Source organism: Ideonella sp. (genome assembly GCF_044358605.1).
Classification (GTDB): Bacteria; Pseudomonadota; Gammaproteobacteria; order Burkholderiales; family Burkholderiaceae_C; genus Ideonella.
In genome coordinates this window covers 1-23,579 of the sequence record NZ_JBIKNQ010000030.1, presented here as the reverse complement: position 1 = coordinate 23,579, position 23,579 = coordinate 1, and the positions used below count along the sequence as shown (strand labels likewise).

The window sequence follows — 23,579 nt, the reverse complement described above, 5'->3', positions numbered from 1 at the left end:
GCACAACCGCGGGCCCCGTACGCATGGCAACCAATCTCGATCTGCAGGAACAAGAACAGCTGGACGAATTCAAGGCGTTCTGGAACCAGTGGGGCAACCTCATTACCTGGACGCTGACCTTGGTCTTGGCAGGGTTTGCGGCCTGGAATGGCTGGAACTGGTGGCAAGGACAGCAGGGCGCCAAGGCGGCCCTGATGTTTGACGAATTGGATCGTGCTGTGCAGGCAGGCGAGCCGGACAAAGCCGCCAAAGTGTTTGGCGATATGAAAGAGCGCTATGCCGGTGCAGTGGTGACTCAGCAAGCGGGCTTGTTGACGGCGCGCACACAGTTCGACAAAGGTCAAATCGACGCTGCCATCACGTCCTTGAATTGGGTGGCTGAGAAGGGCAATGACGAGCATGCCGCCTTGGCCCGCTTGCATCTGGCCTCCGTCCATCTGGACAAGAAGGCCTATGACGAGGCGCTTAAGCAGCTTGAAGGCGTTAAGTCGCCGGAGTTCGAAGCGCTGAGCCAGGACCGTCGCGGCGATGTCCTCAAGGCACAAGGTAAGACGGCGGAAGCCATCACGGCCTGGCGTGCAGCATGGGACAAGCTAGACGACACCTCAGAGTACCGCCGCATTGTGGAAGCTAAGTTGACCTCTGCCGGAGCAGCCCCCGTGGCCGCGGCGGCTTCAGGAGCCAAACCATGACGATTGCCCGACGGTCCGCTGTGCTGCTGGGGGGCCTCGCTCTTGCCGTTCTGGCGGGCTGCGCTGGTGGCGACAAGCCCAAGCCCACGCCCCTGGTGGAGTTGAGCCCCAAGATTGCAGGCCGCCAAGTCTGGTCGGCCAAGGTCAACGGGGTGGACTTCCCCTTGGGCATCAGTGTGCGGGCAGGCCGCGCCCACGTGGCAGGAAGTGATGGCATCGTTCAGGCGCTTGACGCTCAAACTGGCGCCTTGGTCTGGCAGGGCAATGCCGGTGCTCGCTTGTCGGCTGGTGTGGGCAGTGATGGCCGATTTGCCGCCGTGGTCACTCGCGACAATGAAGTTGTAGTGATGGAAGGTGGCAACGTGCTCTGGCGGGCCAGCGTACCCGCTCGGGTGGCGACGCCACCTTTGGTGGCTGGTGAGCGAGTCTTTGTGGTGGGTGTCGACCGCGTGGTGCATGCCTTTGATGCCTTGGACGGTCGACGCCTGTGGGTGCTGAAGCGCCCCGGCGACTCGTTGACCTTGTCGCAAGCCGGTGTGCTGTCCGTCTATCGGGACACATTGTTAGTAGGGCAGGGTCCTCGTCTTCTCGGTGTCGACCCGCTGAAGGGCTCGGTCCGTTGGGAGGTTGCTGTGACCACCCCCCGCGGCACCAATGAGGTCGAGCGCTTGGCAGATTTGGTCGGCCCAGCCGCACGTGAGGGCAGCAACTTTTGCGTGCGAGCCTTCCAGGCGGCTGTCGGCTGTGTAGACGCTGAGCGCGGCGCGCTGCGCTGGAGCCAAAACGGTGGTGGCATTGCGGCCGTGGCCGGCGATGCTGATTTTGTATTCAGTGCCGATGGCAGCGACCGCATCACGGCCCGCAAACGTGCAGGCGGTGAAGCCGCGTGGACGAGTGAGGCCTTGCTGCATCGTGGCCTTTCTGCCCCCGCGGCCATGGGCAAGACGGTGGTCTTTGGCGACAGCGAAGGTTGGATGCACTTCTTAGCCCGCGACAGCGGCGAGATGGTGCTGCGCCTGCCCACTGACGGCTCCCCGATTGTTGCTGCGCCGGCACTCTGGGATAACACGCTGATGGCCGTGACTCGTAACGGGGGCATCTATGCCTTCCGTCCGGAATGAATAACTTGGTTGATCTCGCTTGAAACCCGTCATCGCGCTGGTAGGACGCCCCAATGTGGGCAAGTCCACCCTTTTTAACCGTATGACCAAGAGCCGCGACGCCATCGTTGCGGACTATGCGGGTTTGACACGTGACCGTCACTATGGAGACGGCCGCTTGGGTCAGCGCGAATTCATCGTGGTGGATACCGGCGGTTTTGAGCCTGACAGCACGACCGGCATCGTCAAGGAAATGGCCAAGCAGACCCGGCAGGCCGTGGCTGAGGCCGATGTCGTCATCTTCGTGACGGACGTCCGAACCGGCTTGTCGGGGCAGGATCAGGACATTGCGCGCTACCTGCGGCAGGCCAATAAGCGTGTGCTGCTCACCGTCAACAAGGCCGAAGGCATGGTGGACTCGCCCTTGCTGGCAGAGTTTCATGAGTTGGGCATGGGCGAGCCTCATCCCATCTCGGCGGCCCACGGGCAGGGCATTCGCAGCCTCTTGGAAGCTGCTTTGGCCGATTTTCCCGAGGACGAAGAAGACGACGGTGGAGAAGACCCCGACGCTCCTATTCGCTTGGCTGTTGCCGGCCGGCCCAATGTGGGCAAGTCCACGCTCATCAACACCTGGTTGGGTGAAGAGCGGCTGATTGCCTTTGACATGCCAGGTACCACGCGAGACGCCATCAAGGTGCCGCTGGAGCGCAATGGCCAACGATTTGAGCTGATCGACACTGCAGGCCTGCGCCGCAAGGGCAAAGTCTTCGAGGCCATCGAGAAGTTCTCGGTGGTCAAGACGCTTCAGGCTATTGCCGACGCCAATGTGGTGGTGTTGATGGTCGATGCGACCCAGGGTGTCAGCGACCAAGATGCGCACATCGCGGGCTATGTCCTCGATTCTGGTCGTGCTGTAGTGATCGCCATCAACAAGTGGGATGCCATCGACAGCTACCAGCGCCAAATGCTGGAGCGCTCGATTGAGCAGCGCTTGGCTTTCCTCAAGTTTGCGCCCATCGTCCATATCTCGGCGCTCAAGCGCCAGGGTTTGGGGCCGCTGTGGCAGGCCATCATCGATGCCCATGCGTCGGCCAGCCGCAAAATGCCAACGCCAGTCCTGACTCGGCTGCTGCTGGAGGCGGTGCAACACTTGGCGCCTAAGCGCTCAGGGGCCTTCCGGCCCAAGATGCGTTATGCCCACCAAGGGGGCATGAACCCTCCCATCATCATCATCCACGGCAACTCGCTGGAGCACGTGGCCGATACCTACAAGCGCTATCTGGAAGGCCGCTTTCGCGAGTATTTCAAGCTGGTGGGCACGCCTTTGCGCATCGAGTTTAAGAGCTCCCACAACCCATTTGTGGATGGTTGACCCTTTATCGATGACCTTGGTCGCTTGAAACTGAGCGGCCTGTGTTAACGTGAGATTTCCACACTCTCTTCCAACACGGAGCATATCGTGAGCAACAAAGGACAACTCCTGCAAGACCCGTTCCTCAACCTGCTGCGCAAGGAGCATGTCCCGGTGTCGATTTACCTCGTCAACGGCATCAAGCTTCAAGGGCACATCGAGTCTTTCGACCAATATGTCGTCCTGCTGCGCAACACCGTGACCCAAATGGTGTACAAGCACGCTATCTCTACCGTGGTGCCCGGCCGTGCCGTGAGCTTCCACACCGCTGAACCGGGCGACGCCCCCTGAGCGCCCCCCGCTCTCTCGTACGGACCGGGCTGAAGAGGCCTGCTGCATCTTGAGTGCATCTTCCACGCAGGCCACGGCGTCCGATTCCGACATCGCGAAAGCGGTGTTGGTCGGTGTCGATTTCGGCCCGGGTTCGTCTTTCGACCCCAGCCTCGACGAGTTGGCCTTGTTGGCCGAGTCCGCAGGCGATGTGGCTGTCGCACGCATTACCGCCAAACGCAAGTCGCCCGATCCTGCGCTCTTTGTGGGCTCGGGCAAGGCTGACGAGATCAAGTTCTTGGTTCAGGCGCATGGCGCGCATGGCGTGATCTTTGATCAAGCTTTGAGCCCAGCGCAGCAGCGCAACCTGGAGCGTCATCTGGGCGTGCCTGTGGCGGACCGCACCGCATTGATCTTGGAGATCTTCGCGGCACGGGCCCAAAGCCATGAGGGCAAGCTGCAGGTCGAGCTGGCTCGTCTGCAATACCTTTCAACCCGCTTGGTCAGACGCTGGAGCCACCTAGAGCGTCAGCGTGGGGGCGTGGGCCACCGTGGTGGTCCGGGTGAGGCGCAGATTGAGCTGGACCGACGCATGATCGGCGATCGCATCAAGTCGGTCAAAGAGCGTCTGCACAAGGTGAAACGCCAGCGCAATACCCAGCGACGCGCTCGCGAACGCAGCGGAACCTTCAGGGTGTCTATCGTCGGCTATACCAATGCCGGCAAATCCACCTTGTTCAATACGCTTGTCAAGGCCAAGGCGTATGCCGCTGATCAGCTTTTTGCGACCCTAGACACGACCACACGCTCGCTCTACCTGGGCGAAGTCGGCCGCTCTGTGTCGCTCTCTGACACCGTCGGCTTTATTCGCGATTTGCCGCACAAATTGGTCGAGGCTTTTCAGGCCACCTTGCAAGAAGCCTGCGACGCAGATTTGCTCTTGCATGTGATGGATGCATCGAGCCCCAATTTGCAAGAGCAGTGCGAGGAGGTGGACCGCGTGCTGGCTGAAATTGGCGCCCAGGATATTCCTCAAGTTTGGGTCTGCAACAAGGTGGACCAATTGGACGAAACCCAGCGGCCTCGTCAGGCCGTGGATGAAGTCGATCGCGGCGCAGCCGGTCGGGTTTCACGGGTGTTCGTCAGTGCCCGAGACGGCGACGGATTGGATGCCCTTCGCCAGTTGATTTCTCAGCACGTTGCGCGTGCCGCGGACTTGAATTCCCAAGACACTGTCACCATCTTGCCTGATGGCAGCGCGGTAGAGTGCGAGCACTCGACGCCTGTAGATCCGGCCTGATCAACCCTTTTCTAAAGACCATCGGCATCACCTATGCGCGATTCCACGACAACCACCTCCGGGACGGCACGCCTCAGTGCTTTGTCTCAAGCCATGACCCGTGCCTTTCAGCGAGGCAGCCGTGCAGGGTGGCGGATGCTGAACAACGGCCGGCAAGACGGACCTCCAGACCTCGATGAGCTCTGGCGCGATTTCCGGCGCAAGCTGGGCGGCATCTTTGGCGGCGGCGGTGGGGGTGGTGGCAACCAGCCTTCCGGCGGTGGTAGCCCAAATTTCGAGCCCGACATGAAAAGCGCGGGAGTCGGTGTGGGCCTCATCGCTGGTGTTGTGGCCCTGATCTGGGCCGGAAGCGGTGTATTCATCGTGCAGGAAGGCGAGCAGTCGGTCATCACCACCTTCGGCAGCTACAGCCGCACGGTGGACGCTGGCCTGCAATGGCGCCTGCCTTACCCGATCCAGCAGCATGAAACCGTCAAAGTCACCCAGTTGCGCTCGGTCGATGTCGGCCGCCAATCGGTGGCGGCCTCCACGGGTCTGCGTGATTCGTCCATGCTGACCCAAGACGAGAACATTGTCGATATTCGCTTCACCGTTCAGTACACCCTGAAGGATGCCCGCGCTTTCTTGTTTGAGAATCGAGGCACGGATGAGGCGGTCACGCAGGCCAGTGAGTCGGCGGTGCGCGAGATTGTGGGCCGCAGCAAGGTGGATTCCGTGCTCTACGAGCGCCGAGATGCCATTGCCGCAGATTTGGTCAAGTCGATCCAAGCCCAGCTCGACAAGCTGAACGCGGGCGTGACGATCAAGAACGTCAACCTGAAGAACGTGGAAGTGCCGGAGCAAGTCCAGGCCGCATTTGATGATGCCTTTAAGGCCGGTGCGGATCGCGATCGCTACAAGAACGAAGGTCAGGCTTACGCCAGCGATGTGATCCCTAAAGCCCAGGGTACTGCTTCGCGTTTGGCCGAAGAGGCGCAGGGCTACAAGTCTCGTGTCGTGGCACGCGCAGAAGGTGATGCACAGCGCTTCTTGTCCGTGTATGCCGAGTACCAAAAGGCGCCGGGTGTGATGCGAGACCGCCTCTACATTGACACCATGCGCGAGATCTACAACAACGTGACCAAGGTGATGGTGTATAGCCGTAGCGGCTCCAATCTCCTGTATCTTCCCCTCGACAAGATCATGCAACAAGCGGGACAGGGTGGTGTGGGCGCTATGCCCGTGACGCCTGCGGCGACGGCGCCAGCCGCTACGCCCGCAGGCAACGCTGAGCCCGCTGCAGCGGACCCCCGAGCCCGCGAAGGCCGCGAAGGCCTCCGTAGTCGCGACCGCGATAGCCGCTGATCCCCCCTGTTGCACACGAGTGACATCATGAATCGCATTGCAATGTTCGCCAGCGCACTGTTGGCCCTGTTGATGTTGGCGGCTGCCACCTTGTTTGTGGTGGACCAGCGCCAAGTCGCGGTGGTGTATTCCTTGGGTGAAATCAAGGAAGTCATCACCGAGCCTGGCCTGAAGGTCAAGCTGCCGCCGCCCTTCCAAAACGTGGTCTTTCTGGATCGCCGTATCCAGACCTTGGACAGTCCTGAGACTCGCCCCATCTTCACCGCTGAGAAAAAGAGCTTGGTGATTGACTGGCTGGTGAAGTGGCGCATCAAGGAGCCGCGTCAGTTCATCCGTAACAACGGTGCCGACATCCGCAACCTGGAGAATCGCCTGAGCCCTGTGGTGCAGGCGGCCTTTAACGAAGAGGTTACCAAGCGCACCGTGGATGGGGTGTTGGCGACTGAGCGTGAGAAGGTTATGCAGGGCGTGCAAGCCCGCTTGGCCGACGAAGCCAAGTCCTTCGGTATCGAAATCTTGGATGTGCGCATCAAGCGGGTCGACTTCGTGGCCAGCATCACCGAATCGGTGTATCGACGCATGGAATCTGAGCGCAAGCAGGTGGCTAATGAGCTTCGTTCTAAGGGTCAAGCCGAGAGTGAAAAGATCCGTGCCGATGCAGACCGTCAGCGCGAAGTGATCGTGGCTGAAGCCTACCGTGACGCCCAGAAGGTGATGGGTGAGGGCGATGCTGAAGCCTCGGCCACCTATGCCGCAGCCTTTGGGCGTGACCCCCAGTTTGCGCAGTTCTATCGCAGCCTGGAAGCCTATCGCTCGACCTGGCGCAGCAAGTCTGATGTGATGGTGGTTGAGCCAACGGGTGACTTCTTCAAGGCCATGCGCGGCACGGGAGGTGGCGCACCCGCCGCCGCTGCGGCACCTAAGCGGTGACGAGGTCGGCTTGCTCTAGGCCATGAGCGATGTGCTCTGGAGCGCCTTGGCGCTGGTCTTGGTGTTTGAAGGCTTGATGCCCTTGATGGCACCTGGCGCTTGGCGCGCGGCCTTCGAGAAAGCGCTGAGTTTGACAGACGGCCAGCTCCGATTCTTCGGGCTGGCCAGCCTGCTGCTCGGCTTGGCCTTGCTTGCGCTCTTGCAAAGCTGACAGGGGGCTGGCGGCCCGGGAGTCTGCTGTGACTTCATGCCATCTCGGGCTCAGGGCACGAGTACAATGCCGGTTTTAACCCGGTCCAATTTTCATGTCCTCTGCTTGGCTGTTGCCGGAGTACATCGCCGATGTCTTGCCCTCTGAGGCGAGGCGTATCGAAGAGCTTAGGCGTCAATGCTTAGATTTGGCGCGCACCTACGGTTTTGAGCTGGTCATGCCTCCGATGCTGGAGCATTTGGAGTCATTGCTCTCTGGCACAGGCCGTGAGCTCGACCTCAAGACCTTCAAGCTGGTGGATCAACTCAGTGGCCGCACCCTGGGCTTGCGCGCTGACACCACGCCTCAAGTGGCACGCATTGATGCCCATTTGCTCAATCGCCAGGGCGTCACGCGGCTTTGCTATTGCGGCCCCGTTCTACACACCAAGCCTCAGGGCTCTCATGCGACGCGTGAGCCCTTGCAGTTTGGTGCCGAGATTTTTGGCCACGCAGGCCTCGAAGCCGACCTTGAGATTCAAGAACTGGCTGTGGGGGCCTTGCAGGCTGCCGGTGCTAAAGCCTTGACCATTGACCTGGGTGACGCGCGCATTGTGCGTGCTGTTTTGGCGGGCTTGCCCCTCCATGCGGAGGCCTTAACCGGATTGGTGTCGGCCCTGACCACCAAAGACCGGAGCCTGGTCAAAGAACTCTCCAGCGCCTGTCCCTCAGCCACGCGCGAGGCCTTGCTGGCCTTGCTGGACCTCTACGGTGGTGCCGAAGTGCTCGACGAAGCGGCAAGAGTGTTGCCCGACCGGCCGGCGCTCAAGGCTGCCCTGGCTGATCTACGCTGGATCAGCGGCCATGTGGCGCAGGCCTATCCCGATGTTTGCCTGGGCTTTGACCTCTCCGACATGAGCGGCTATGCCTATTACAGTGGCGTGCGGTTTGCGGTCTATGCCCAAGGGGCAGCCAACGCCCTGGCGCGCGGTGGGCGCTATGACGAAGTAGGCGCCATTTTTGGTCGCAACCGCCCAGCGGTCGGCTTCAGCCTGGACCTCAAAGACCTGGGATCTTCCGCCGCCGTGCCACCTGCGCGTGCGGCCATCACCGCACCTTGGGGCGAGGCCGCAGGCCTGCGTGCCGCCGTGCGCGAACTGCGTGCACGGGGCGAAACTGTTCTGTGCATCCTGCCGGGCCATGAGCACGAGGCCCAAGAATTCGACTGCGACCGCGAGTTGGTCGAGGTCAATGGTCAGTGGTTGCTGCGCTCGCGCTAAGGCGAGCCGCCAGTTCTTCCGATAACTCTTTTCGTTCATCCCCTCCAAGCCATGCAACAAGGCCTTACTTCTGCTGCTCCTTCTACTCTGCGCGGCCGCAACGTCGTCGTCGTCGGCACCCAATGGGGTGACGAAGGCAAAGGCAAGTTGGTGGATTGGCTGACGGAGAGCGCCCAAGGCGTTGTCCGTTTCCAAGGCGGCCACAACGCGGGGCACACCCTGGTCATCAATGGCGTCAAGACGGCGCTGCACCTGATCCCCAGCGGCATCATGCGCCCTGGCGTCAAGTGCTATATCGGCAACGGCGTAGTCTTGTCTGCCGCCAAGCTGTTCGAAGAAATCGAGGGCTTGGAGAAGGCCGGTGTCGAGGTGCGCTCGCGCCTGCGCATCAGCGAGGCCTGCCCCTTGATCTTGCCCTTCCATGCAGCACTTGATGTGGCCCGCGAAGCGGCCCGTGAACAAGGCGGCACTGAAAAGATCGGCACGACAGGGCGCGGCATTGGCCCGGCCTATGAAGACAAGATTGCACGCCGCGCCCTGCGTGTGCAAGACCTGCGCTACCCAGAACGCTTCGCCGGCAAGCTGCGCGAACTGCTGGCCCTGCACAACCACGTGCTGACCACCTTCTTGGGCTCGCGCAACTTCACCTTTGGAGACGCGCTCAAGCCCTACATCGTCAACGGTGAAGTGCAGTTCGACGCCGTCTATGACGAAGCCATGCGCCACGCCAAGCTGCTGACACCCATGATGGCCGATGTCTCGCGTGAGCTCAATGAAGCCCACGCCGCTGGGGCGAACCTCTTGTTTGAAGGTGCTCAAGGCACTTTGCTGGATGTGGACCACGGCACCTACCCTTACGTGACCTCCAGCAACTGCGTGGCCGGCAATGCCGCAGCAGGCGCGGGCGTGGGTCCGGGTTTGCTGCACTATGTGCTGGGCATCACCAAGGCTTACTGCACGCGGGTGGGCGGCGGCCCGTTCCCCACCGAGTTGGATTGGGAAGTGCCGGGCACGCCGGGCTACCACATGAGCACCGTGGGCGCCGAAAAGGGCGTGACCACCGGTCGCTCGCGCCGTTGTGGCTGGTTTGATGCCGCGCTGCTCAAACGCTCAGCCCAGGTCAACGGTTTGTCGGGCCTGTGCCTGACCAAGCTCGATGTGCTGGATGGCTTGAGCGAGTTGAAGCTCTGCGTGGGCTACACCTTGGATGGCGAGACCATCGACATTTTGCCCATGGGTGCAGATGAGATCGCACGCTGTGAGCCCATTTATGAAACCTTGCCCGGCTGGAGCGACAGTACCGTGGGTGTGACCCAGGTCGACAAGCTGCCTGAGGCCGCGCGGCGTTATCTGAGCCGCATTGAGCAGGTGACGGGCGTGCCCATTCATGTGATTTCCACCAGCCCTGACCGCGATCACACCATCTTGTTGCATCATCCCTTCCAGGCTTGATCAACTCGACTTTCCTACTCACTTCATTCAACACCCACCGCTGGAGCCCCTATGCTCACTGACGACGGCAAGCATCTTTATGTCTCCTGGGACGAGTACCACCTGCTGATTGAGCGCTTGGCGCTGAAGGTGCACGCCTCGGGTTGGGAATTCGACCAAATCTTGTGCTTGGCCCGTGGCGGTATGCGCCCTGGTGATGTCCTGTCGCGTGTCTTTGACAAGCCGCTGGCCATCATGTCGACCAGCTCCTACAGGGCTGAGGCCGGCACCATCCAAGGCCGTTTGGACATGGCCAAGTACATCACCATGCCCAAGGGCGAACTGGCAGGCCGCGTGCTGCTGGTGGATGACCTGGCGGATTCAGGCGTGACCCTGAAGGCGGTGGTGGAGCGCCTGCGTGGGGTGCCTTCGATCAGCGAATTGCGTTCGGCCGTGATCTGGTCTAAGGCGGTGTCGAGCTACACCCCTGACTACTATGTCGAGATGCTGGCCACCAGCCCTTGGATTCACCAGCCGTTTGAAGAGTACGACGATCTGCGTCCTGATGGCTTGGCCAAGAAGTTTGCAGTCTGAAACGCTAAGCGCTTGAGTGAGTCTTCAAGACTTGAGCTTCATGTTGGTGCCTGCCGCTTTGGCCGTATTTGCGGCGGGGCAGTGCATGGTGCCGAACGAAAAAACGCCGTCACGAGACGGCGTTTTTTTTGGTGCGCTCAACCTGCTGGCCCGCGTGCCACGCAAAGGGACGGCGCAATGCAAAAGGGCCGACGTTTTCACGTCGGCCCTGTCACAATATTTGGTGCCCAGGAGAGGACTCGAACCTCCACGGAGTTACCCGCTAGTACCTGAAACTAGTGCGTCTACCAATTCCGCCACCTGGGCTTTTTGTCTTGCAGCACATTTGTTTAATGCGCTGCTCAACGAAAGATAGGACTATATCATCAAAACAAAACACAGTGCAAGTGGGGCGCCAAAAAATTTGGCCTTGCTGAGCGAATTTGAAGGCGTGGTCATGGGCCACCGGGATGGTCACGGCTTCGTGAAACGTGATGACGGCGAGCCTGATGTCTACGTGTCGCCTGACGAGATGCGAGCGGTGTTGCACAAGGACTTGGTGCGGGCTCGTATCGTGCGTTACGACCGCAAGGGTCGGCCCGAATGCCGCATCTTGGAGATCGTGGAGCGCCGCAAGGCGCCCATCATTGGTCGCTTGCTGCAAGAGAACGGTGTCTGGCTGGTTGCGCCTGAAGATCGACGTTACGGTCAAGATGTCCTCATTCCCAAGAACGCGATTGCCCAGGCGCAGGCCGGGCAGGTGGTGGTGGTCGAGTTGACCGAAGCGCCGTCCATGCACTCCCAGCCCGTGGGTCGCGTCAAAGAGGTTTTGGGCGATATCGATGACCCGGGCATGGAGATCGAGATTGCGGTCCGTAAGTACGAAGTGCCGCATCTGTTTTCCACGGAGACATTGGCCCAGGCTGAGGCCCTGCCAGATCGGGTGCGTGCAGCCGACATGAAGCAGCGAGTGGACTTGCGCGATGTGCCGCTGGTGACGATTGATGGTGAGGATGCGCGGGACTTTGACGACGCGGTCTATTGCGAACCCTATGCTGCTGGGCGTGGCCGCAGCGCCGTCAAGGGCTGGCGCTTGCTGGTGGCCATTGCCGATGTGAGCCACTATGTCACCCCGGGCTCGGCCATTGACGACGACGCGATCGAGCGCGCCACCTCGGTGTACTTTCCGCGCCGTGTCATTCCCATGCTGCCGGAGAAGCTCTCTAACGGCCTGTGTTCGCTGAATCCCGAGGTCGACCGTTTGACCCTGGTGTGCGACATGCTGGTGGACGACACGGGGGAGGTCCAGGCCTATCAGTTCTACCCAGCCGTTATTTCGTCGCATGCTCGGCTGACCTATACCGAGGTGGCGGCGGCCCTCAGCAACACCCGCGGACCTGAGGCGGCCAAGCGTCAGGCTATCTTGCCGCACCTGCTGCACTTGCATGAGGTCTATCGCGCTTTGCTGAAGGCGCGGGGTCGGCGTGGTGCGGTCGACTTCGACACCCCAGAGACCCAGATCATCTGCGACGATAACGGTCGGATTGAGCGCATCGTGCCCCGCATGCGCAATGATGCCCATCGCCTGATCGAAGAGGCCATGTTGGCGGCCAACGTCTGTGCGGCGGAGTTCATCGCCCAGGCGGAGCACCCGGGCCTCTACCGCGTTCACGAGGGGCCCACCCCCGAAAAGCGCTTGACGCTGCAGAACTACCTCAAAGCCTTGGGGCTGGGCTTGAGTTTGAGCGACGATCCCAAGCCGGCAGAGTTCCAGGCCATTGCGCAGGCCACTAAGGACAGGCCTGACCATCAACAGATCCACACCATGCTGCTGCGCTCCATGCAGCAGGCCATCTACACCCCCATCAACAGCGGTCACTTTGGTTTGGCCTATCCGGCCTACACCCACTTCACCAGCCCAATTCGTCGCTACCCCGACCTCTTGGTTCATCGGGTCATCAAGGCCATCTTGCTGAGCAAGCGCTATCGCCTAGAAACTGGTGAGCTGGCTGCTGCCCCTAAAGGTAAGGCGCGCGCAGGCAAATCGCAGGCCACCGAGGTGAGCCATTGGGAAGCTGCCGGTCTGCAGTGCAGCACCAATGAGCGGCGTGCCGATGAGGCCTCACGCGATGTCGAGGCCTGGCTCAAGTGCCGCTATATGCGCGAGCGCTTGGGCGAGGAATTTGTCGGCACCGTCAGTGCCGTCACCAGCTTCGGTTTGTTCGTGACCTTGGAGAGCCTGTTTGTGGAAGGCCTGATCCACATCACCGAGTTGGGCGGCGAGTACTACCATTTCGACGAGTTGCGGCAAGAGCTGCGCGGAGAGCGCTCCGGCATGCGCTATGTCGTTGGCACCAAGGTCCGTGTGCAGGTCAGCCGAGTCGATCTCGATGGCCGACGCATTGACTTCCGCTTGGTTCGAGAGGGCGATGCGGAGCGCTTGCTTTCCAAGGGGCGGCCCGCGACGGTGTCAGGCAAGAAGCCCGCCTCGGCCGTGGAGTCTTTGGCCGCGGTGGAGGACGCAGACCGCGCCATGAAGCGTTCGACCAAAGTGCTGGCGAAGGCTGGGCGCGCCGGTGGCAAGTCCAGTTCGGGTGGTGCGTCACGCTCCACCTCTGCGGCCAAGAAGAGTGGCCGCGATGCCAAGGGCGCGCCTAAGGCGGGTTCACGGTCGCGCCGCTGAGAGGGCGTCGACCGCCCTGGTCATCGCGCCGGGCAGTTGGCTCGCCAGCAAGGGCAGGGCAGACGCACCGCTTTCCGAAGCGTCCTCTGCCAACTCCGCAGCGCACCCGTGCAGCCACACCACCGAGGCCGCCAAGTCGCACAGCTCGTCACGCAGTAGGTGGGGCCATTGAGACCACAGCCCGCCCAGCCACCCTGCGAGCACATCGCCACTGCCGGGCGTGGACAGGCGCGCATTACCGGTGCTGTTGATCCACGGCAGGTGGTCGACCTGTGCGACCACGGTGCCCGAACCTTTCAGCACCACACAGGCTTGGGTTTGGGCAGCGAGGCGTTGGGCGCTGTGCAGCCTTTGATTTTGGATTTGCGCAGTGTCGCCATGGGCCAGGCGTGCGGCCTCCAGGGGGTGGGGCGTCAGGATGGTGCGTTGTTGTCGCTCGGCGCGATGTGACAGCGCCTGGCGCAAGGCGCGGTCCGCGCCGATGGCATTGAGTGCGTCGGCATCCAACACCAAGCGTTGCGCGCGCAGCAGCAGCTCGGGCAGGACGCTGGCCACCGCGTTCCCGCCACCGCAGCCACACACCACGGTGGCGCGCTCCAATACATCGGGGCTGAGCAATTCACTCATGTTCCGCCACATCAACTCTGGGCGCGCGGACCACTCACGCTGGCCGGACAGTGGGGCCACCAGCACGCGGCCGGCACCGGCCTGCAGGGCGGCGCTGGCCGCCAGCGTGGCGGCGCCCTCCATGCCTGTGGCGCCGCCCACCACCCATACATCGCCAAAGCTGCCTTTGTGGCTTTGGTGGGGGCGCGAGGCTTGCAGGCTGCGTGCGAGTGCGGGGCTGGTCAGTCTGGCACTCGCGCCGGTGGCTGGGGGTAGCGGCTGGTCATGGGCAGTTAAGCCATCGAACCAAATCTCTCCGCTGTGCTGGCGGCCGCTGTGGGTGAACAAGCCCGGCTTGAGTGTGAGCAGGCTCAATGTGGCATGCGCCTCTACTGCTTGCGCACCGAGGAGCGTGCCGTGGTCGCTGCTCAGGCCGGTCGGCACATCAATGGCCAAGAGCGGGCAGTGGGTGCGCCACGCGTTAAGCGCAGTGATCCAGCCGAGCAGGCGCTCGTCTGGCGGACGGTTGTGGCCCAAGCCCAGCAGCGCATCGACCACTACATCGGGTTTGACGTCGGTGGCATCTGGCCTAGGAAAGTGGGCCGCAGCTTCTCGGATCTGAACGCCTGCTTGGCAGGCCAGGGTCAAGGCCTTTTGCGCATCGGCCGGCAGTTCCTTGGCCAGGCCCCACAAGAATGCAGTGACCTGACAGCCTGCGGCGGCCCAGTGGGCGGCAGCAGCCAGGCCGTCGCCGCCGTTGTTGCCAGGGCCTACGGCCACCCAGACCTGTCGGGCATGCGGTGCGAGGGCGCGCGTCCAGCGCGCCACGGCCAAACCGGCGCGGGCCATCAGGGTATAGGGCGGGTGAGCGGCCAGCGCTTGCGCCTCCAGGGCACGCGAGGCCGCTGTGTCGTGCAGCCAAAGCGCCCCTGCGGGTGTCATCTCAGAAAACGGCACCAGACGCAAAGAGGGCATAAGAGGGCGATGGAGCTGGGCTGTGATCAGGTAAGGCCACGACTTGGTGGCCTTCACCCTCCATCAGCGGAATCGATCGGTAGAGAATGCGGCCGCCTCAGGCGCCACACTTTGGCCCGAGATCTGGGCTGCCAGCATCTTGGCCCCGCCCAGTCCCAATGTCCAGCCTAAATTGCCGTGGCCCAGATTCAGCCAGATACCCGGTTTGGCGCTGGGGCCAATCACCGGCAGGCTGTCCGGCAAGCACGGCCGTGCGCCATGCCATTCTTGCGCTTTGGACGTGCGCGCCACGCCTTCAAACCAGAGGTCCAACGCGCGGTAAAGGCGCTTGAGCTCACTGGCCTCGGCTTGCTGGAGTTGGCCGCCGCGTCGCAAGCCGCCGCTGACGCGGATACGGTCGCCCAGGCGGCTGATGGAGACCTGCTGCGCCAAGTCCACCAAAGCAGCGCGGGGGCCTGGGTCGGGCATGGCTTCGAACAGAGGTAAGGGGGCGGTGACGGAGTGGCCGTGAATGGGCAGCAGGGGCAGATTCAGCCCGAGTGACTGCAGCAGCTTTGGCGAGCCCAGACCGGTACACAGCACCACGGCGTCCGCTTTCAGTGTGTCGGTCACAGAATGGGATGACTCAGTCGGCAACTCTTTGCCCAACTGGGGTGCTTGGCCTTCATCGCGTAGCAGCACGGTGAGCGGTGGGCCGCTTTGGATGTCGACCACGGTGTGCTCGAAGCGGAAGACGGCGCCCATGCGCTGGGCATCGGCCTTGAGCAAATGCGCCACTTGTCGGCTGTTGGCAACCGCGTCGCTGGGCAAATGCACGGCCGCTTGCAGCCCTGCTTTCGGGTTGAGGCCAGGCTCTATCTCTAGCGCTTCGTCCGGAGAGAGCCAGCGCGCCGCGTCGCCGGCTTCTGTCAAGCGGTCACACACCAGTTTGGCGGCGGCGGCCTCGCGCTTGCTGCGCAGCAGCACCATGCAGCCTTGGCGCTGTTCGTGCCCAAGGTCCAAGCTCAGGCTCAAGCCCTGGAGCTCTTCCAGGGTCTGCAAGGCCAAGGCCTTGACATGCGGGCGGCGCGCCGCCTCCAGATGTGGCCGCTGCGCCAGCCAAGACCGCCACCACCAGCCCGTCATGCTCGGGTGGCGAAGGCTGCGGGCCAGGGTGTTGAAGGTTTGGCCTGCCCGGCCACGTTGGGGCTCCAGCAAGACATCAGCGCCCCAGCCGGCCACCAGTGAGGGAGAGAGCAGACCTGCATTCGCAAAGCTGCCTTCGGTGGCCACGCTGCCGCGGCGCTCAATCACGGTCACTTCATGCCCGGCGCGCGCCAGGGCATGTGCGCTCGCCACGCCGACGATACCGGCGCCAATCACTGCAATTCGCATGGCGTCAGTCTCGCGGGGGCAGTGCCGTCGAGCGCGCCCAAGGCGCCGCGGTCAGGCAGTGATGAGCCGGTGTGGCAACAGGGTGGGCGCTCAGGCAAGCAGCGACAATTCGAAGGGGCACAGCGACACAAATGCGCGCAGGGGCGCTTCACAAAGAGTGGGGGAGGGGCGGCGTGGGCGTCGATCATAGGTGCTTGTGCGCCTATTTGCTGGAAGCGAGGGGGGGCTCTTTTGCAGAATTGTCGCCCCCGCGCCACCCTGGTGCCTCGGGTGACTCGCTGGAGCGGTGTCAAAGAGGGGGCAACTTACTGCTACAATCCGCAGGCTTTGCTGAATGAACTTGGCCCTCCACGGGGCAAGCGCGCGGCAAAACAAATGGTGCAGCTTGGCACTGGCGCTCTGGTGACAGAGCGAGTGGTTCAAGCGCATCTCACTCGCGAACCCGGCTTACAAGGTGTTGCTTTGCGCGTTTGGATATCCAGCGCACAAGGCGATGAAGGCCGGAGTTCTAGACCCAACCTTCGGAGAAATTATGTCCGTTTCAATGCGCGAAATGCTGGAAGCCGGTGTCCACTTTGGTCACCAAACTCGCTTCTGGAACCCCAAGATGGCCCCGTACATCTACGGCCATCGCAACAAGATCCACATCATCAACTTGGAGAAGACACTCCCCAAGTTTGAAGAAGCCCTGAAGTTCGTGCGCCAGCTGTCGGCCAAGCGCGGCTCCATCCTGATGGTGGGCACCAAGCGTCAAGCACGCGATTTCATCGCCCTGGAAGCCCAGCGCGCCGGCATGCCTTACGTCGACCAGCGTTGGCTCGGCGGCATGCTGACCAACTTCAAGACCGTCAAGGGTTCGCTGAAGAAGCTCAAGGACATGCAAGCCCAGAAAGATACCGGCGCTGAGCTGCGTATCAAGAAGGAAGCCCTGCTGTTCGACCGCGAATTGGCCAAGCTGGAAAAAGACATCGGCGGCATCCAAGACATGGCTGCACTGCCTGACGCGCTGTTCGTGATCGACGTGGGTTACCACAAGATTGCTGTGGCTGAAGCTCGCAAGCTGGGCATTCCCGTCATCGGCGTGGTCGATACCAACCACTCGCCCGAAGGCGTGGACTACATCATCCCTGGCAACGACGACTCGGCCAAGGCTGTCGCGTTGTACGCCAAGGCTGTTGCGGACGCCGTCCTCGAAGGCAAGGCCAACGCCACCACCGAGTTGGTGCAAGCCGTTGCCGCTGAAGGCGACGAGTTCGTTGAAGTCAACGAGCAAGCCTGAGTTTCGCGCGCTTGAGCGCCAGTGAATGAGGGGCTTCAAGGCCCCTTTTTCACAACTTTGAGAAGTTCATTCATCAATCCGAGCCGTGATGCACGGGCTCGATAGAACCGGAGAATACACATGGCAGCGATTACCGCCAGCATGGTCGCAGAACTGCGCGCCAAGACCGACGCCCCGATGATGGAGTGCAAGAAGGCTTTGACGGAAGCTGAGGGCGACATGGCCCGCGCTGAAGAAATCCTGCGCGTTAAGCTGGGCTCCAAGGCCGGCAAGGCCGCCTCGCGCGTGACCGCAGAAGGCGTGATCGCCGCCTCCGTGTCGGGCACCACCGGCGCCATGATCGAAGTCAATTGCGAAACTGACTTCGTCACCAAGAACGACTCCTTCCTGGCCTTCTCCAAGGCTTGCGCTGAGTTGGTGGCTGCGCACGGCCCGGCCGATGTCGCTGCACTGTCGGCACTGCCGCTGAGCCAAGACGGCTTCGGCCCCACCGTGGAAGACGTGCGCAAGGGCCTGATCGGCAAGATCGGCGAGAACATGTCTGTCCGTCGCTTCCAGCGCTGGACCAACGGCGGCAACTTGGCCAGCTACCTGCACGGCACCCGCATCGGCGTGGTTGTGGAGTACACCGGCTCTGATGTGGCCGCTAAGGACGTGGCCATGCACGTGGCGGCCATGAAGCCTGTGTCGCTGTCGCAATCCGACGTGCCCGCAGACCTGGTCGAAAAAGAGCGCAAGATCGCCGCTGAGAAGGCTGCTGAGTCTGGCAAGCCTGCCGACATCGTCGCCAAGATGGTCGAAGGCTCGGTTCAGAAGTACCTGAAGGAAGTCTCGCTGTCCAACCAAGTGTTTGTGAAGGCCGCTGACGGCAAGCAAACCGTGGAGCAGATGCTCAAGGCCGCCAACACCGTCGTCAAGGGTTTCACCCTTTACGTGGTGGGCGAAGGCATTGAGAAGAAGGTGGACGACTTCGCCGCTGAAGTGGCCGCTCAGGTCGCTGCTGCCAAGGGCCAATAAGCCCTCGCGCTGTACGCGTTGGTGCCTGCAAGCCGGGTGCCACGCGTACACTGCATTTGATTCGCAAGATCCCACTTCGCAAAGGTCCACCGCATGCCAGCGTACAAGCGCATCCTCCTGAAATTGTCCGGTGAAGCCCTGATGGGCGAAGATGCCTACGGCATCAACCGAGCCACCATCGTGCGCATGGTGCGCGAAGTGCAGGAAGTGACTCAGCTGGGTTGTGAAGTGGCGGTGGTGATTGGCGGCGGCAACATCTTCCGCGGTGTCGCTGGCGGCTCCGTCGGCATGGACCGCGCGACGGCCGACTACATGGGCATGCTGGCCACGGTGATGAACTCCCTGGCTTTGGCAGACACCATGCGCCAAGAAGGCATGACGGCCCGTGTGATGTCCGCCATTGCCATTGACCAAGTGGTCGAGCCCTATGTGCGTCCCAAGGCCTTGCAGTACCTCGAAGAGGGCAAGGTCGTGGTCTTTGCGGCGGGCACGGGCAACCCCTTCTTCACCACCGACACCGCCGCCGCATTACGCGGGGCTGAAATCGGTGCACAGGTGGTCTTGAAGGCCACCAAAGTGGACGGCGTCTACTCGGCGGACCCTAAGAAGGATCCGACCGCGACGCGCTACACCAACATCTCGTTTGATGAGGCCATCGCAAAGAACCTGCAGGTGCTGGACGCCACCGCCTTTGCCTTGTGCCGCGACCAAAAGTTGCCCATCAAAGTGTTCTCAATCTTCAAGCCCGGCGCGCTCAAGCGCGTGGTGATGGGTGAAGACGAAGGCACCTTGGTGCATGTCTGAGGAGCTGATGCATGACGACGACTGCTGACATCAAGAACAACGCTGAAGCCAAGATGGCCAAGTCCATCGAGGCCTTTAAGAACGAACTGCACAAGATTCGCACTGGCCGTGCCCACCCTGGCATCCTTGACCAGGTGCAGGTGGAGTACTACGGCTCCATGGTGCCCATCAGCCAGGTGGCCAACGTCACCTTGATGGACGCGCGCACCATCAGCGTTCAGCCCTGGGAAAAGGGCATGGGTGCCAAGATTGAAAAGGCCATTCGCGAGTCCGATCTGGGCTTGAACCCCTCAGCCCAAGGCGATCTGCTGCGCGTGCCCATGCCTGCGCTGACCGAAGAGCGCCGCAAAGAGCTGACCAAAGTGGTTCGCAATGCCGGTGAAGACGCTAAGGTGGCCGTGCGCAACCTGCGTCGTGACGCCAATGAACACGTCAAGAAACTGGTCAAGGACAAGCTGGCCACCGAAGACGATGAGCGTCGCACCCACGACGACGTTCAAAAGCTAACTGATCGCGTCATTGGCGAGATCGACAGGCTGGTGTCGGGTAAAGAAGCCGAGATCCTGGCGGTCTGACGCCTCGTATGGCTTTCTTTTCCAGCAGTCCCGCTCCTGCTGCGCCTGCTTCTGAAGGGGCAGAAGTGCCACGCCATGTGGCTATCGTGATGGACGGCAATGGCCGCTGGGCCCGCAAGCGCTTTATGCCTCGGGTTTTCGGCCATAAAGCGGGCATGGAGACGGTGATGAGTGTCATCGCCGACTGCCAGCGCCGCGGCATCGGCTTTCTCACGCTCTACGCGTTCTCATCCGAGAACTGGAAGCGGCCGGAGGAAGAAGTCTCTGGTCTCATGAACCTGGTTCTGGTGGGCGTCTCCAAGTACCTGATGCGCTTGGCCGAGCAAGGTGTCCGCATCAAGGTCATGGGCGAGCGCTCTGCGGTCTCTCCCAAGGTTCGCGAGGCCTGGAACGAGGCGGAGCGCGTCACTGCCAACAACACCGGTCTGACCTTAACCGTGGCCTTCAACTATGGTGGCCGCTGGGACGTGGTCCAGGCCTGCCGCCAGGCCATGTCCGATGGCCTAGCACCTGAGCAGATCACCGAAGAGGCGCTGTCTGCCCGCATGGCATCGAGCCATGCACCGGACCCCGACCTTTTCATTCGGACGGGCGGCGAGATTCGCATCAGCAACTTCTTGTTGTGGCAGATCGCCTATTCTGAGTTTCACTTTACAGATTGTCTCTGGCCCGATTTCGATGCGGCTGAGATGGATAAGGCCCTGACGGCCTTTGCGCGCCGCGATCGGCGTTTTGGTGGTGTCAAAACCGAGGCTTCCGGGCCAGCGGCTTGACCTTACACAGGTCCCCCACATGCTTTTGCCTCGAATTTTGACGGCGCTGGTGTTGTTGGCAGCACTGCTGCCGGCCCTCATCACGGGCAATGCCATGCCCTTTTTGGCCATCACCTTGGTCATGATTGCCGCAGCGGGCTGGGAGTGGGGGCGATTGAACGGCCTGTCGCTGGTGTCTGCGCTCGCTGTAGGCGGCGTGGTCTTTTTGGCCTGCGTGATGCTGTGGGATCTAGGTTGGGTGGGCAAAGTGCCGGCCTGGCTGTGGTGGTTGACCACAGGCTGCTGGGTTCTGGGTGGTGCTTTGGCTCTCAAGGCCGGGCCGCAAGGCTGGCCGCGTCTGTCTCAGGCTTTGCGCTTGCTGCTGGGCACCTTCATCTTGGTGGTGGCTTGGTTGGCACTGGCCAGCGCCAAGTTGCGTGGCCTGGATTTCATTTTGTCGGCGCTGTGCTTGGTCTGGATGGCGGACATTGCTGCCTACGCAGCCGGGCGGCTGTTTGGGCGCCGCAAGCTGGCCCCCGCCATTAGCCCCGGCAAGAGTTGGGAAGGTGTGATGGGCGGTGTGGCAGGCGTGATGCTGCTGGCCTTGGTGTGGCTCAATGTCGAAGTGGCTGTCTTCGGTGATAGCACCAGCGTGTTCGCTCTGCTATGGAGCCGCTTGGGGCCGATGGGCTTGCTGGTCTCGCTTGCCTTCTTGTGCATGCTCAGCGTGATGGGCGACCTGGTGGAGTCCTTAGTCAAGCGAGCGGTGGGCGCCAAAGACTCCAGCGCACTTTTGCCCGGGCACGGCGGCGTGCTCGACCGAGTGGACGCGCTGTTGCCCGTCTTGCCTGCTGTGATGGCCTTAGCCTCGCTGGCGGCCGCTTCTTGAGGTGACGATGAGCAAACGGCAATCTTTGTGCATCCTGGGCTCAACGGGCTCCGTGGGCTCGAACACGCTGGATGTGGTGACGCGCCACCCAGACCGCTATGAGGTCTTCGCCCTGACTGGCGCCCAGCGTGTGGAGGAACTGGCCCTGCAGTGCCTGCAGTGGCGCCCACGCTATGCCGCGATGGTGCAGCCAGAAGCTGCTTTGGCCTTAGCGCAGCGACTCAAGGCGGAGGGTTGCCCCACCGAAGTGCTGTCCGGCGAACAGGCCCTGAATGACTTGGCGGCTCATTCCGAGGTGACCACCGTCATGGCGTCCATCGTTGGTGCGGCGGGTTTGGCACCTTGCATCGCTGCGGCTCGGGCGGGCAAGCGCTTGCTGCTGGCCAACAAAGAGGCCCTGGTGGTTGGCGGTGCACTGTTCATGCGGGCGGTCGAAGAGGGCGGCGCGACCCTGCTGCCCATCGACAGCGAACACTCCGCCATCTTCCAGTGCTTGCCCGAGGATCGCCATACCTGGGTTGATCGGATCGACCACATCGTGCTGACGGCCTCCGGCGGCCCCTTCCGCCAACGTGATCCGGCCACTCTGTCCGACATCACGCCGGAGCAAGCTTGTGCCCACCCGAATTGGGTGATGGGCCGAAAGATCTCGGTGGATTCCGCCACCATGATGAACAAGGCGCTGGAGGTCATTGAAGCGCGCTGGCTGTTCGGCCTTACACCTGAGCAGATCAAGGTTGTCATCCATCCGCAGAGCATCATCCACTCCATGGTGGTCTGCAAAGACAACTCGGTGCTAGCACAATTGGGGACGCCTGATATGCGCGTGCCCATTGCTTACGGCTTGTCCTTTCCTGAGCGCATCGAATCCGGCGCCAGCACCTTGGATTTTCTTAGTCTCAAGACATTGACCTTCGAGGCGCCGGAGCGCGCGCGCTTCCCCGGTTTCTTTTTGGCCTGGGACGCCCTGCGCGGGCCTGAGGGCAGCACCACGGTGCTGAATGCGGCCAATGAAGAGGCCGTAGCTGCCTTCTTGGATCGCCAGATTCGCTTTGATGCGATTCATCGGGTCAATGCTGATGTGCTTGCGGCGGTGTTGCCTCAGTCCGAGGAGTCACAGAGCATTGACGGCTTGTTGAGCCTGGATCAGCGTGCCCGGCAAGCGGCCAAGGTCATCATGGCGACCTTGCCCAAACCCTGAGAGGCTGAAGTCTCTCCACCATGCTCAATACCTTTTTTTTCAGCACCTTCGGCTTCATCATCACGCTGGGCCTGCTGGTCATCGTGCACGAGTGGGGCCACTACCAAGTGGCGCGCTGGTGTGGGGTCCGTGTGTTGCGCTTTTCGTTAGGTTTTGGCACGGTGCTCTGGCGCCGCCAGCGCCATGCCGGTGCTACTGAATTCACCTTGTCGGCCTTGCCACTGGGCGGCTATGTGCGCTTTTTGGACAGCCGGGAAAGTGTGGTGCTGCCATCCGAGCGCGCCTCTACCTTTGATGCCCAACCCTTGCGCAAGCGGGCAGCCATTGTGGCCGCCGGGCCCCTGCTGAACTTGCTGCTGGCGGTCCTGCTTTATTCGGTTGTGGCCTGGAGTGGCAAGAAAGAGCCTGAGGCGGTGCTTGCCACGCCACCGCAAGCCAGCTTGGCGGCGGAAGCAGGCCTGAAGGCTGGTGATAAGGTGAAGGCCAGCCGTTCTGCTGACACAGAAGACTGGCGCGATGTAGCCTCTTTTGCGGATCTGTTCCAAACCTTGGGACAAGCGGCTCTGCAAGGGCAGTCTTTACACCTGCTCGTGAGTAAAGAAGATGGTCGCCAAGGCCAAGAAGTGTTGCTGGAGTTGTCCCACCTGGGTGAGGGTGCCCAACTCGACTTGAAGACCATCACCCGAATCGGATTGCGTGGCGGCTATGCTGAGCCGGTGATGGGTGATGTTAAGGACGGCGGCGCAGCACACGCCGCAGGTTTGCAAAAAGGTGATCGTGTTCTCTTGGTGGACGATCAGATGGTACTCGACGCTGCATGGTTGAGAGATCGCATTCGTGCTCATGTTGACGCCCCCGCCCCGATGCGCTGGACGATCGAGCGTGCCGGTCAACGGCTGGTGGT

General features: G+C 61.8%; 22 protein-coding genes and 1 tRNA gene. 20 read left to right on the top strand and 3 right to left on the bottom strand.

Annotation, left to right across the window (positions count from 1 at the left end):
• Positions 1-23 precede the first annotated feature (23 nt).
• The 11 genes from ACIQ3Q_RS12040 to ACIQ3Q_RS11990 all read left to right on the top strand — a co-directional run bounded on the left by ACIQ3Q_RS12040 (position 24) and on the right by ACIQ3Q_RS11990 (position 10,541).
• Positions 24-692, top strand: coding sequence for a YfgM family protein (locus ACIQ3Q_RS12040; RefSeq protein WP_396269319.1), 669 nt, complete (start codon positions 24-26; stop codon positions 690-692).
• Positions 689-1,813, top strand: coding sequence for an outer membrane protein assembly factor BamB (gene bamB / locus ACIQ3Q_RS12035; protein WP_396269318.1), 1,125 nt, complete (start codon positions 689-691; stop codon positions 1,811-1,813). The genes ACIQ3Q_RS12040 and bamB overlap by 4 nt, the downstream gene beginning before the upstream one ends.
• 19 nt (positions 1,814-1,832) lie before the next feature.
• The gene (der, locus tag ACIQ3Q_RS12030) at positions 1,833-3,164 is read left to right on the top strand and encodes a ribosome biogenesis GTPase Der (RefSeq protein WP_396269317.1); all 1,332 of its coding nucleotides are present in this window, start codon (positions 1,833-1,835) and stop codon (positions 3,162-3,164) included.
• 87 nt (positions 3,165-3,251) lie between these two features.
• Positions 3,252-3,494, top strand: a complete 243-nt coding sequence (hfq, locus tag ACIQ3Q_RS12025; protein WP_210807314.1) for an RNA chaperone Hfq — start codon at positions 3,252-3,254, stop codon at positions 3,492-3,494.
• Between the two features lie 91 nt (positions 3,495-3,585).
• The gene (gene hflX, locus ACIQ3Q_RS12020; RefSeq protein WP_396269349.1) at positions 3,586-4,773 is read left to right on the top strand and encodes a GTPase HflX; all 1,188 of its coding nucleotides are present in this window, start codon (positions 3,586-3,588) and stop codon (positions 4,771-4,773) included.
• A gap of 93 nt (positions 4,774-4,866) precedes the next feature.
• Positions 4,867-6,117: an FtsH protease activity modulator HflK gene (hflK, locus tag ACIQ3Q_RS12015; RefSeq protein ID WP_396269316.1), complete on the top strand. Its 1,251-nt coding sequence runs from the start codon at positions 4,867-4,869 to the stop codon at positions 6,115-6,117.
• Between the two features lie 27 nt (positions 6,118-6,144).
• Positions 6,145-7,047: a protease modulator HflC gene (gene hflC, locus ACIQ3Q_RS12010; RefSeq protein WP_396269315.1), complete on the top strand. Its 903-nt coding sequence runs from the start codon at positions 6,145-6,147 to the stop codon at positions 7,045-7,047.
• Positions 7,048-7,069: 22 nt separating this feature from the next.
• Positions 7,070-7,258, top strand: coding sequence for a DUF2065 domain-containing protein (locus ACIQ3Q_RS12005; RefSeq protein WP_396269314.1), 189 nt, complete (start codon positions 7,070-7,072; stop codon positions 7,256-7,258).
• A gap of 94 nt (positions 7,259-7,352) precedes the next feature.
• Complete coding sequence (locus ACIQ3Q_RS12000) at positions 7,353-8,516, top strand: ATP phosphoribosyltransferase regulatory subunit (RefSeq protein WP_396269313.1); 1,164 nt, start codon at positions 7,353-7,355, stop codon at positions 8,514-8,516.
• 51 nt (positions 8,517-8,567) lie between these two features.
• Complete coding sequence (locus tag ACIQ3Q_RS11995; protein WP_396269312.1) at positions 8,568-9,968, top strand: adenylosuccinate synthase; 1,401 nt, start codon at positions 8,568-8,570, stop codon at positions 9,966-9,968.
• A 51-nt stretch (positions 9,969-10,019) separates the two neighbouring features.
• A complete protein-coding gene (locus tag ACIQ3Q_RS11990; RefSeq protein WP_210807303.1) occupies positions 10,020-10,541 on the top strand; it encodes a phosphoribosyltransferase in 522 nt (173 codons plus the stop codon).
• 221 nt (positions 10,542-10,762) lie between these two features.
• Here the strand turns inward: ACIQ3Q_RS11990 and ACIQ3Q_RS11985 are convergent.
• Positions 10,763-10,847 (bottom strand) — tRNA-Leu (locus tag ACIQ3Q_RS11985).
• 130 nt (positions 10,848-10,977) lie between these two features.
• On the opposite strand from ACIQ3Q_RS11985, the gene rnr reads away from it, so the two are divergent.
• Entirely contained in the window at positions 10,978-13,203 is a 2,226-nt protein-coding gene (gene rnr, locus ACIQ3Q_RS11980) for a ribonuclease R (RefSeq protein WP_396269348.1), read from the top strand.
• Here the strand turns inward: rnr and ACIQ3Q_RS11975 are convergent.
• The gene (locus ACIQ3Q_RS11975; protein WP_396269311.1) at positions 13,186-14,784 is read right to left on the bottom strand and encodes an NAD(P)H-hydrate dehydratase; all 1,599 of its coding nucleotides are present in this window, start codon (positions 14,782-14,784) and stop codon (positions 13,186-13,188) included. The two genes, rnr and ACIQ3Q_RS11975, sit on opposite strands and share 18 nt — an antisense overlap.
• 63 nt (positions 14,785-14,847) lie before the next feature.
• Positions 14,848-16,158 carry an FAD-dependent oxidoreductase gene (locus ACIQ3Q_RS11970; protein ID WP_396269310.1) on the bottom strand — a complete coding sequence of 437 codons (1,311 nt, stop codon included), beginning with the start codon at positions 16,156-16,158 and terminating at the stop codon, positions 14,848-14,850.
• 532 nt (positions 16,159-16,690) lie between these two features.
• Here ACIQ3Q_RS11970 and rpsB point away from each other — a divergent pair.
• The 8 genes from rpsB to rseP all read left to right on the top strand — a co-directional run.
• Positions 16,691-17,437 carry a 30S ribosomal protein S2 gene (rpsB, locus tag ACIQ3Q_RS11965; RefSeq protein ID WP_396269309.1) on the top strand — a complete coding sequence of 249 codons (747 nt, stop codon included), beginning with the start codon at positions 16,691-16,693 and terminating at the stop codon, positions 17,435-17,437.
• Positions 17,438-17,557: 120 nt separating this feature from the next.
• Entirely contained in the window at positions 17,558-18,454 is an 897-nt protein-coding gene (gene tsf / locus ACIQ3Q_RS11960) for a translation elongation factor Ts (protein ID WP_396269308.1), read from the top strand.
• A gap of 93 nt (positions 18,455-18,547) precedes the next feature.
• On the top strand, positions 18,548-19,258 hold the full coding sequence (gene pyrH / locus ACIQ3Q_RS11955) for a UMP kinase (protein WP_396269307.1): 711 nt from the start codon (positions 18,548-18,550) through the stop codon (positions 19,256-19,258).
• A gap of 11 nt (positions 19,259-19,269) precedes the next feature.
• Positions 19,270-19,833: a ribosome recycling factor gene (frr, locus tag ACIQ3Q_RS11950; RefSeq protein WP_396269306.1), complete on the top strand. Its 564-nt coding sequence runs from the start codon at positions 19,270-19,272 to the stop codon at positions 19,831-19,833.
• 8 nt (positions 19,834-19,841) lie between these two features.
• Positions 19,842-20,606 carry an isoprenyl transferase gene (locus tag ACIQ3Q_RS11945; RefSeq protein ID WP_396269305.1) on the top strand — a complete coding sequence of 255 codons (765 nt, stop codon included), beginning with the start codon at positions 19,842-19,844 and terminating at the stop codon, positions 20,604-20,606.
• Between the two features lie 19 nt (positions 20,607-20,625).
• Positions 20,626-21,474, top strand: coding sequence for a phosphatidate cytidylyltransferase (locus tag ACIQ3Q_RS11940; RefSeq protein ID WP_396269304.1), 849 nt, complete (start codon positions 20,626-20,628; stop codon positions 21,472-21,474).
• 7 nt (positions 21,475-21,481) lie between these two features.
• Entirely contained in the window at positions 21,482-22,675 is a 1,194-nt protein-coding gene (gene ispC, locus ACIQ3Q_RS11935) for a 1-deoxy-D-xylulose-5-phosphate reductoisomerase (protein ID WP_396269303.1), read from the top strand.
• 20 nt (positions 22,676-22,695) lie between these two features.
• Positions 22,696-23,579 (top strand): RIP metalloprotease RseP (gene rseP, locus ACIQ3Q_RS11930; RefSeq protein WP_396269302.1); only part of this gene is annotated, 884 nt, incomplete at its 3' end.

Bases quoted from the DNA above. Each gene is read 5' to 3' on its own strand.
- tsf (WP_396269308.1), top strand. From the start codon at position 17,558: ATGGCAGCGATTACCGCCAGCATGGTCGCAGAACTGCGCGCCAAGACC.
- hflC (WP_396269315.1), top strand. From the start codon at position 6,145: ATGAATCGCATTGCAATGTTCGCCAGCGCACTGTTGGCCCTGTTGATG.
- ACIQ3Q_RS11945 (WP_396269305.1), top strand. From the start codon at position 19,842: ATGGCTTTCTTTTCCAGCAGTCCCGCTCCTGCTGCGCCTGCTTCTGAA.
- bamB (WP_396269318.1), top strand. From the start codon at position 689: ATGACGATTGCCCGACGGTCCGCTGTGCTGCTGGGGGGCCTCGCTCTT.
- ACIQ3Q_RS12000 (WP_396269313.1), top strand. From the start codon at position 7,353: ATGTCCTCTGCTTGGCTGTTGCCGGAGTACATCGCCGATGTCTTGCCC.
- ACIQ3Q_RS11940 (WP_396269304.1), top strand. From the start codon at position 20,626: ATGCTTTTGCCTCGAATTTTGACGGCGCTGGTGTTGTTGGCAGCACTG.
- ACIQ3Q_RS12040 (WP_396269319.1), top strand. From the start codon at position 24: ATGGCAACCAATCTCGATCTGCAGGAACAAGAACAGCTGGACGAATTC.
- ACIQ3Q_RS11975 (WP_396269311.1), bottom strand. From the start codon at position 14,784: ATGCCCTCTTTGCGTCTGGTGCCGTTTTCTGAGATGACACCCGCAGGG.
- ACIQ3Q_RS11995 (WP_396269312.1), top strand. From the start codon at position 8,568: ATGCAACAAGGCCTTACTTCTGCTGCTCCTTCTACTCTGCGCGGCCGC.
- hflK (WP_396269316.1), top strand. From the start codon at position 4,867: ATGACCCGTGCCTTTCAGCGAGGCAGCCGTGCAGGGTGGCGGATGCTG.
- rnr (WP_396269348.1), top strand. From the start codon at position 10,978: ATGGGCCACCGGGATGGTCACGGCTTCGTGAAACGTGATGACGGCGAG.
- ACIQ3Q_RS11970 (WP_396269310.1), bottom strand. From the start codon at position 16,158: ATGCGAATTGCAGTGATTGGCGCCGGTATCGTCGGCGTGGCGAGCGCA.
- rpsB (WP_396269309.1), top strand. From the start codon at position 16,691: ATGTCCGTTTCAATGCGCGAAATGCTGGAAGCCGGTGTCCACTTTGGT.
- pyrH (WP_396269307.1), top strand. From the start codon at position 18,548: ATGCCAGCGTACAAGCGCATCCTCCTGAAATTGTCCGGTGAAGCCCTG.
- ACIQ3Q_RS11990 (WP_210807303.1), top strand. From the start codon at position 10,020: ATGCTCACTGACGACGGCAAGCATCTTTATGTCTCCTGGGACGAGTAC.
- ispC (WP_396269303.1), top strand. From the start codon at position 21,482: ATGAGCAAACGGCAATCTTTGTGCATCCTGGGCTCAACGGGCTCCGTG.
- frr (WP_396269306.1), top strand. From the start codon at position 19,270: ATGACGACGACTGCTGACATCAAGAACAACGCTGAAGCCAAGATGGCC.
- ACIQ3Q_RS12005 (WP_396269314.1), top strand. From the start codon at position 7,070: ATGAGCGATGTGCTCTGGAGCGCCTTGGCGCTGGTCTTGGTGTTTGAA.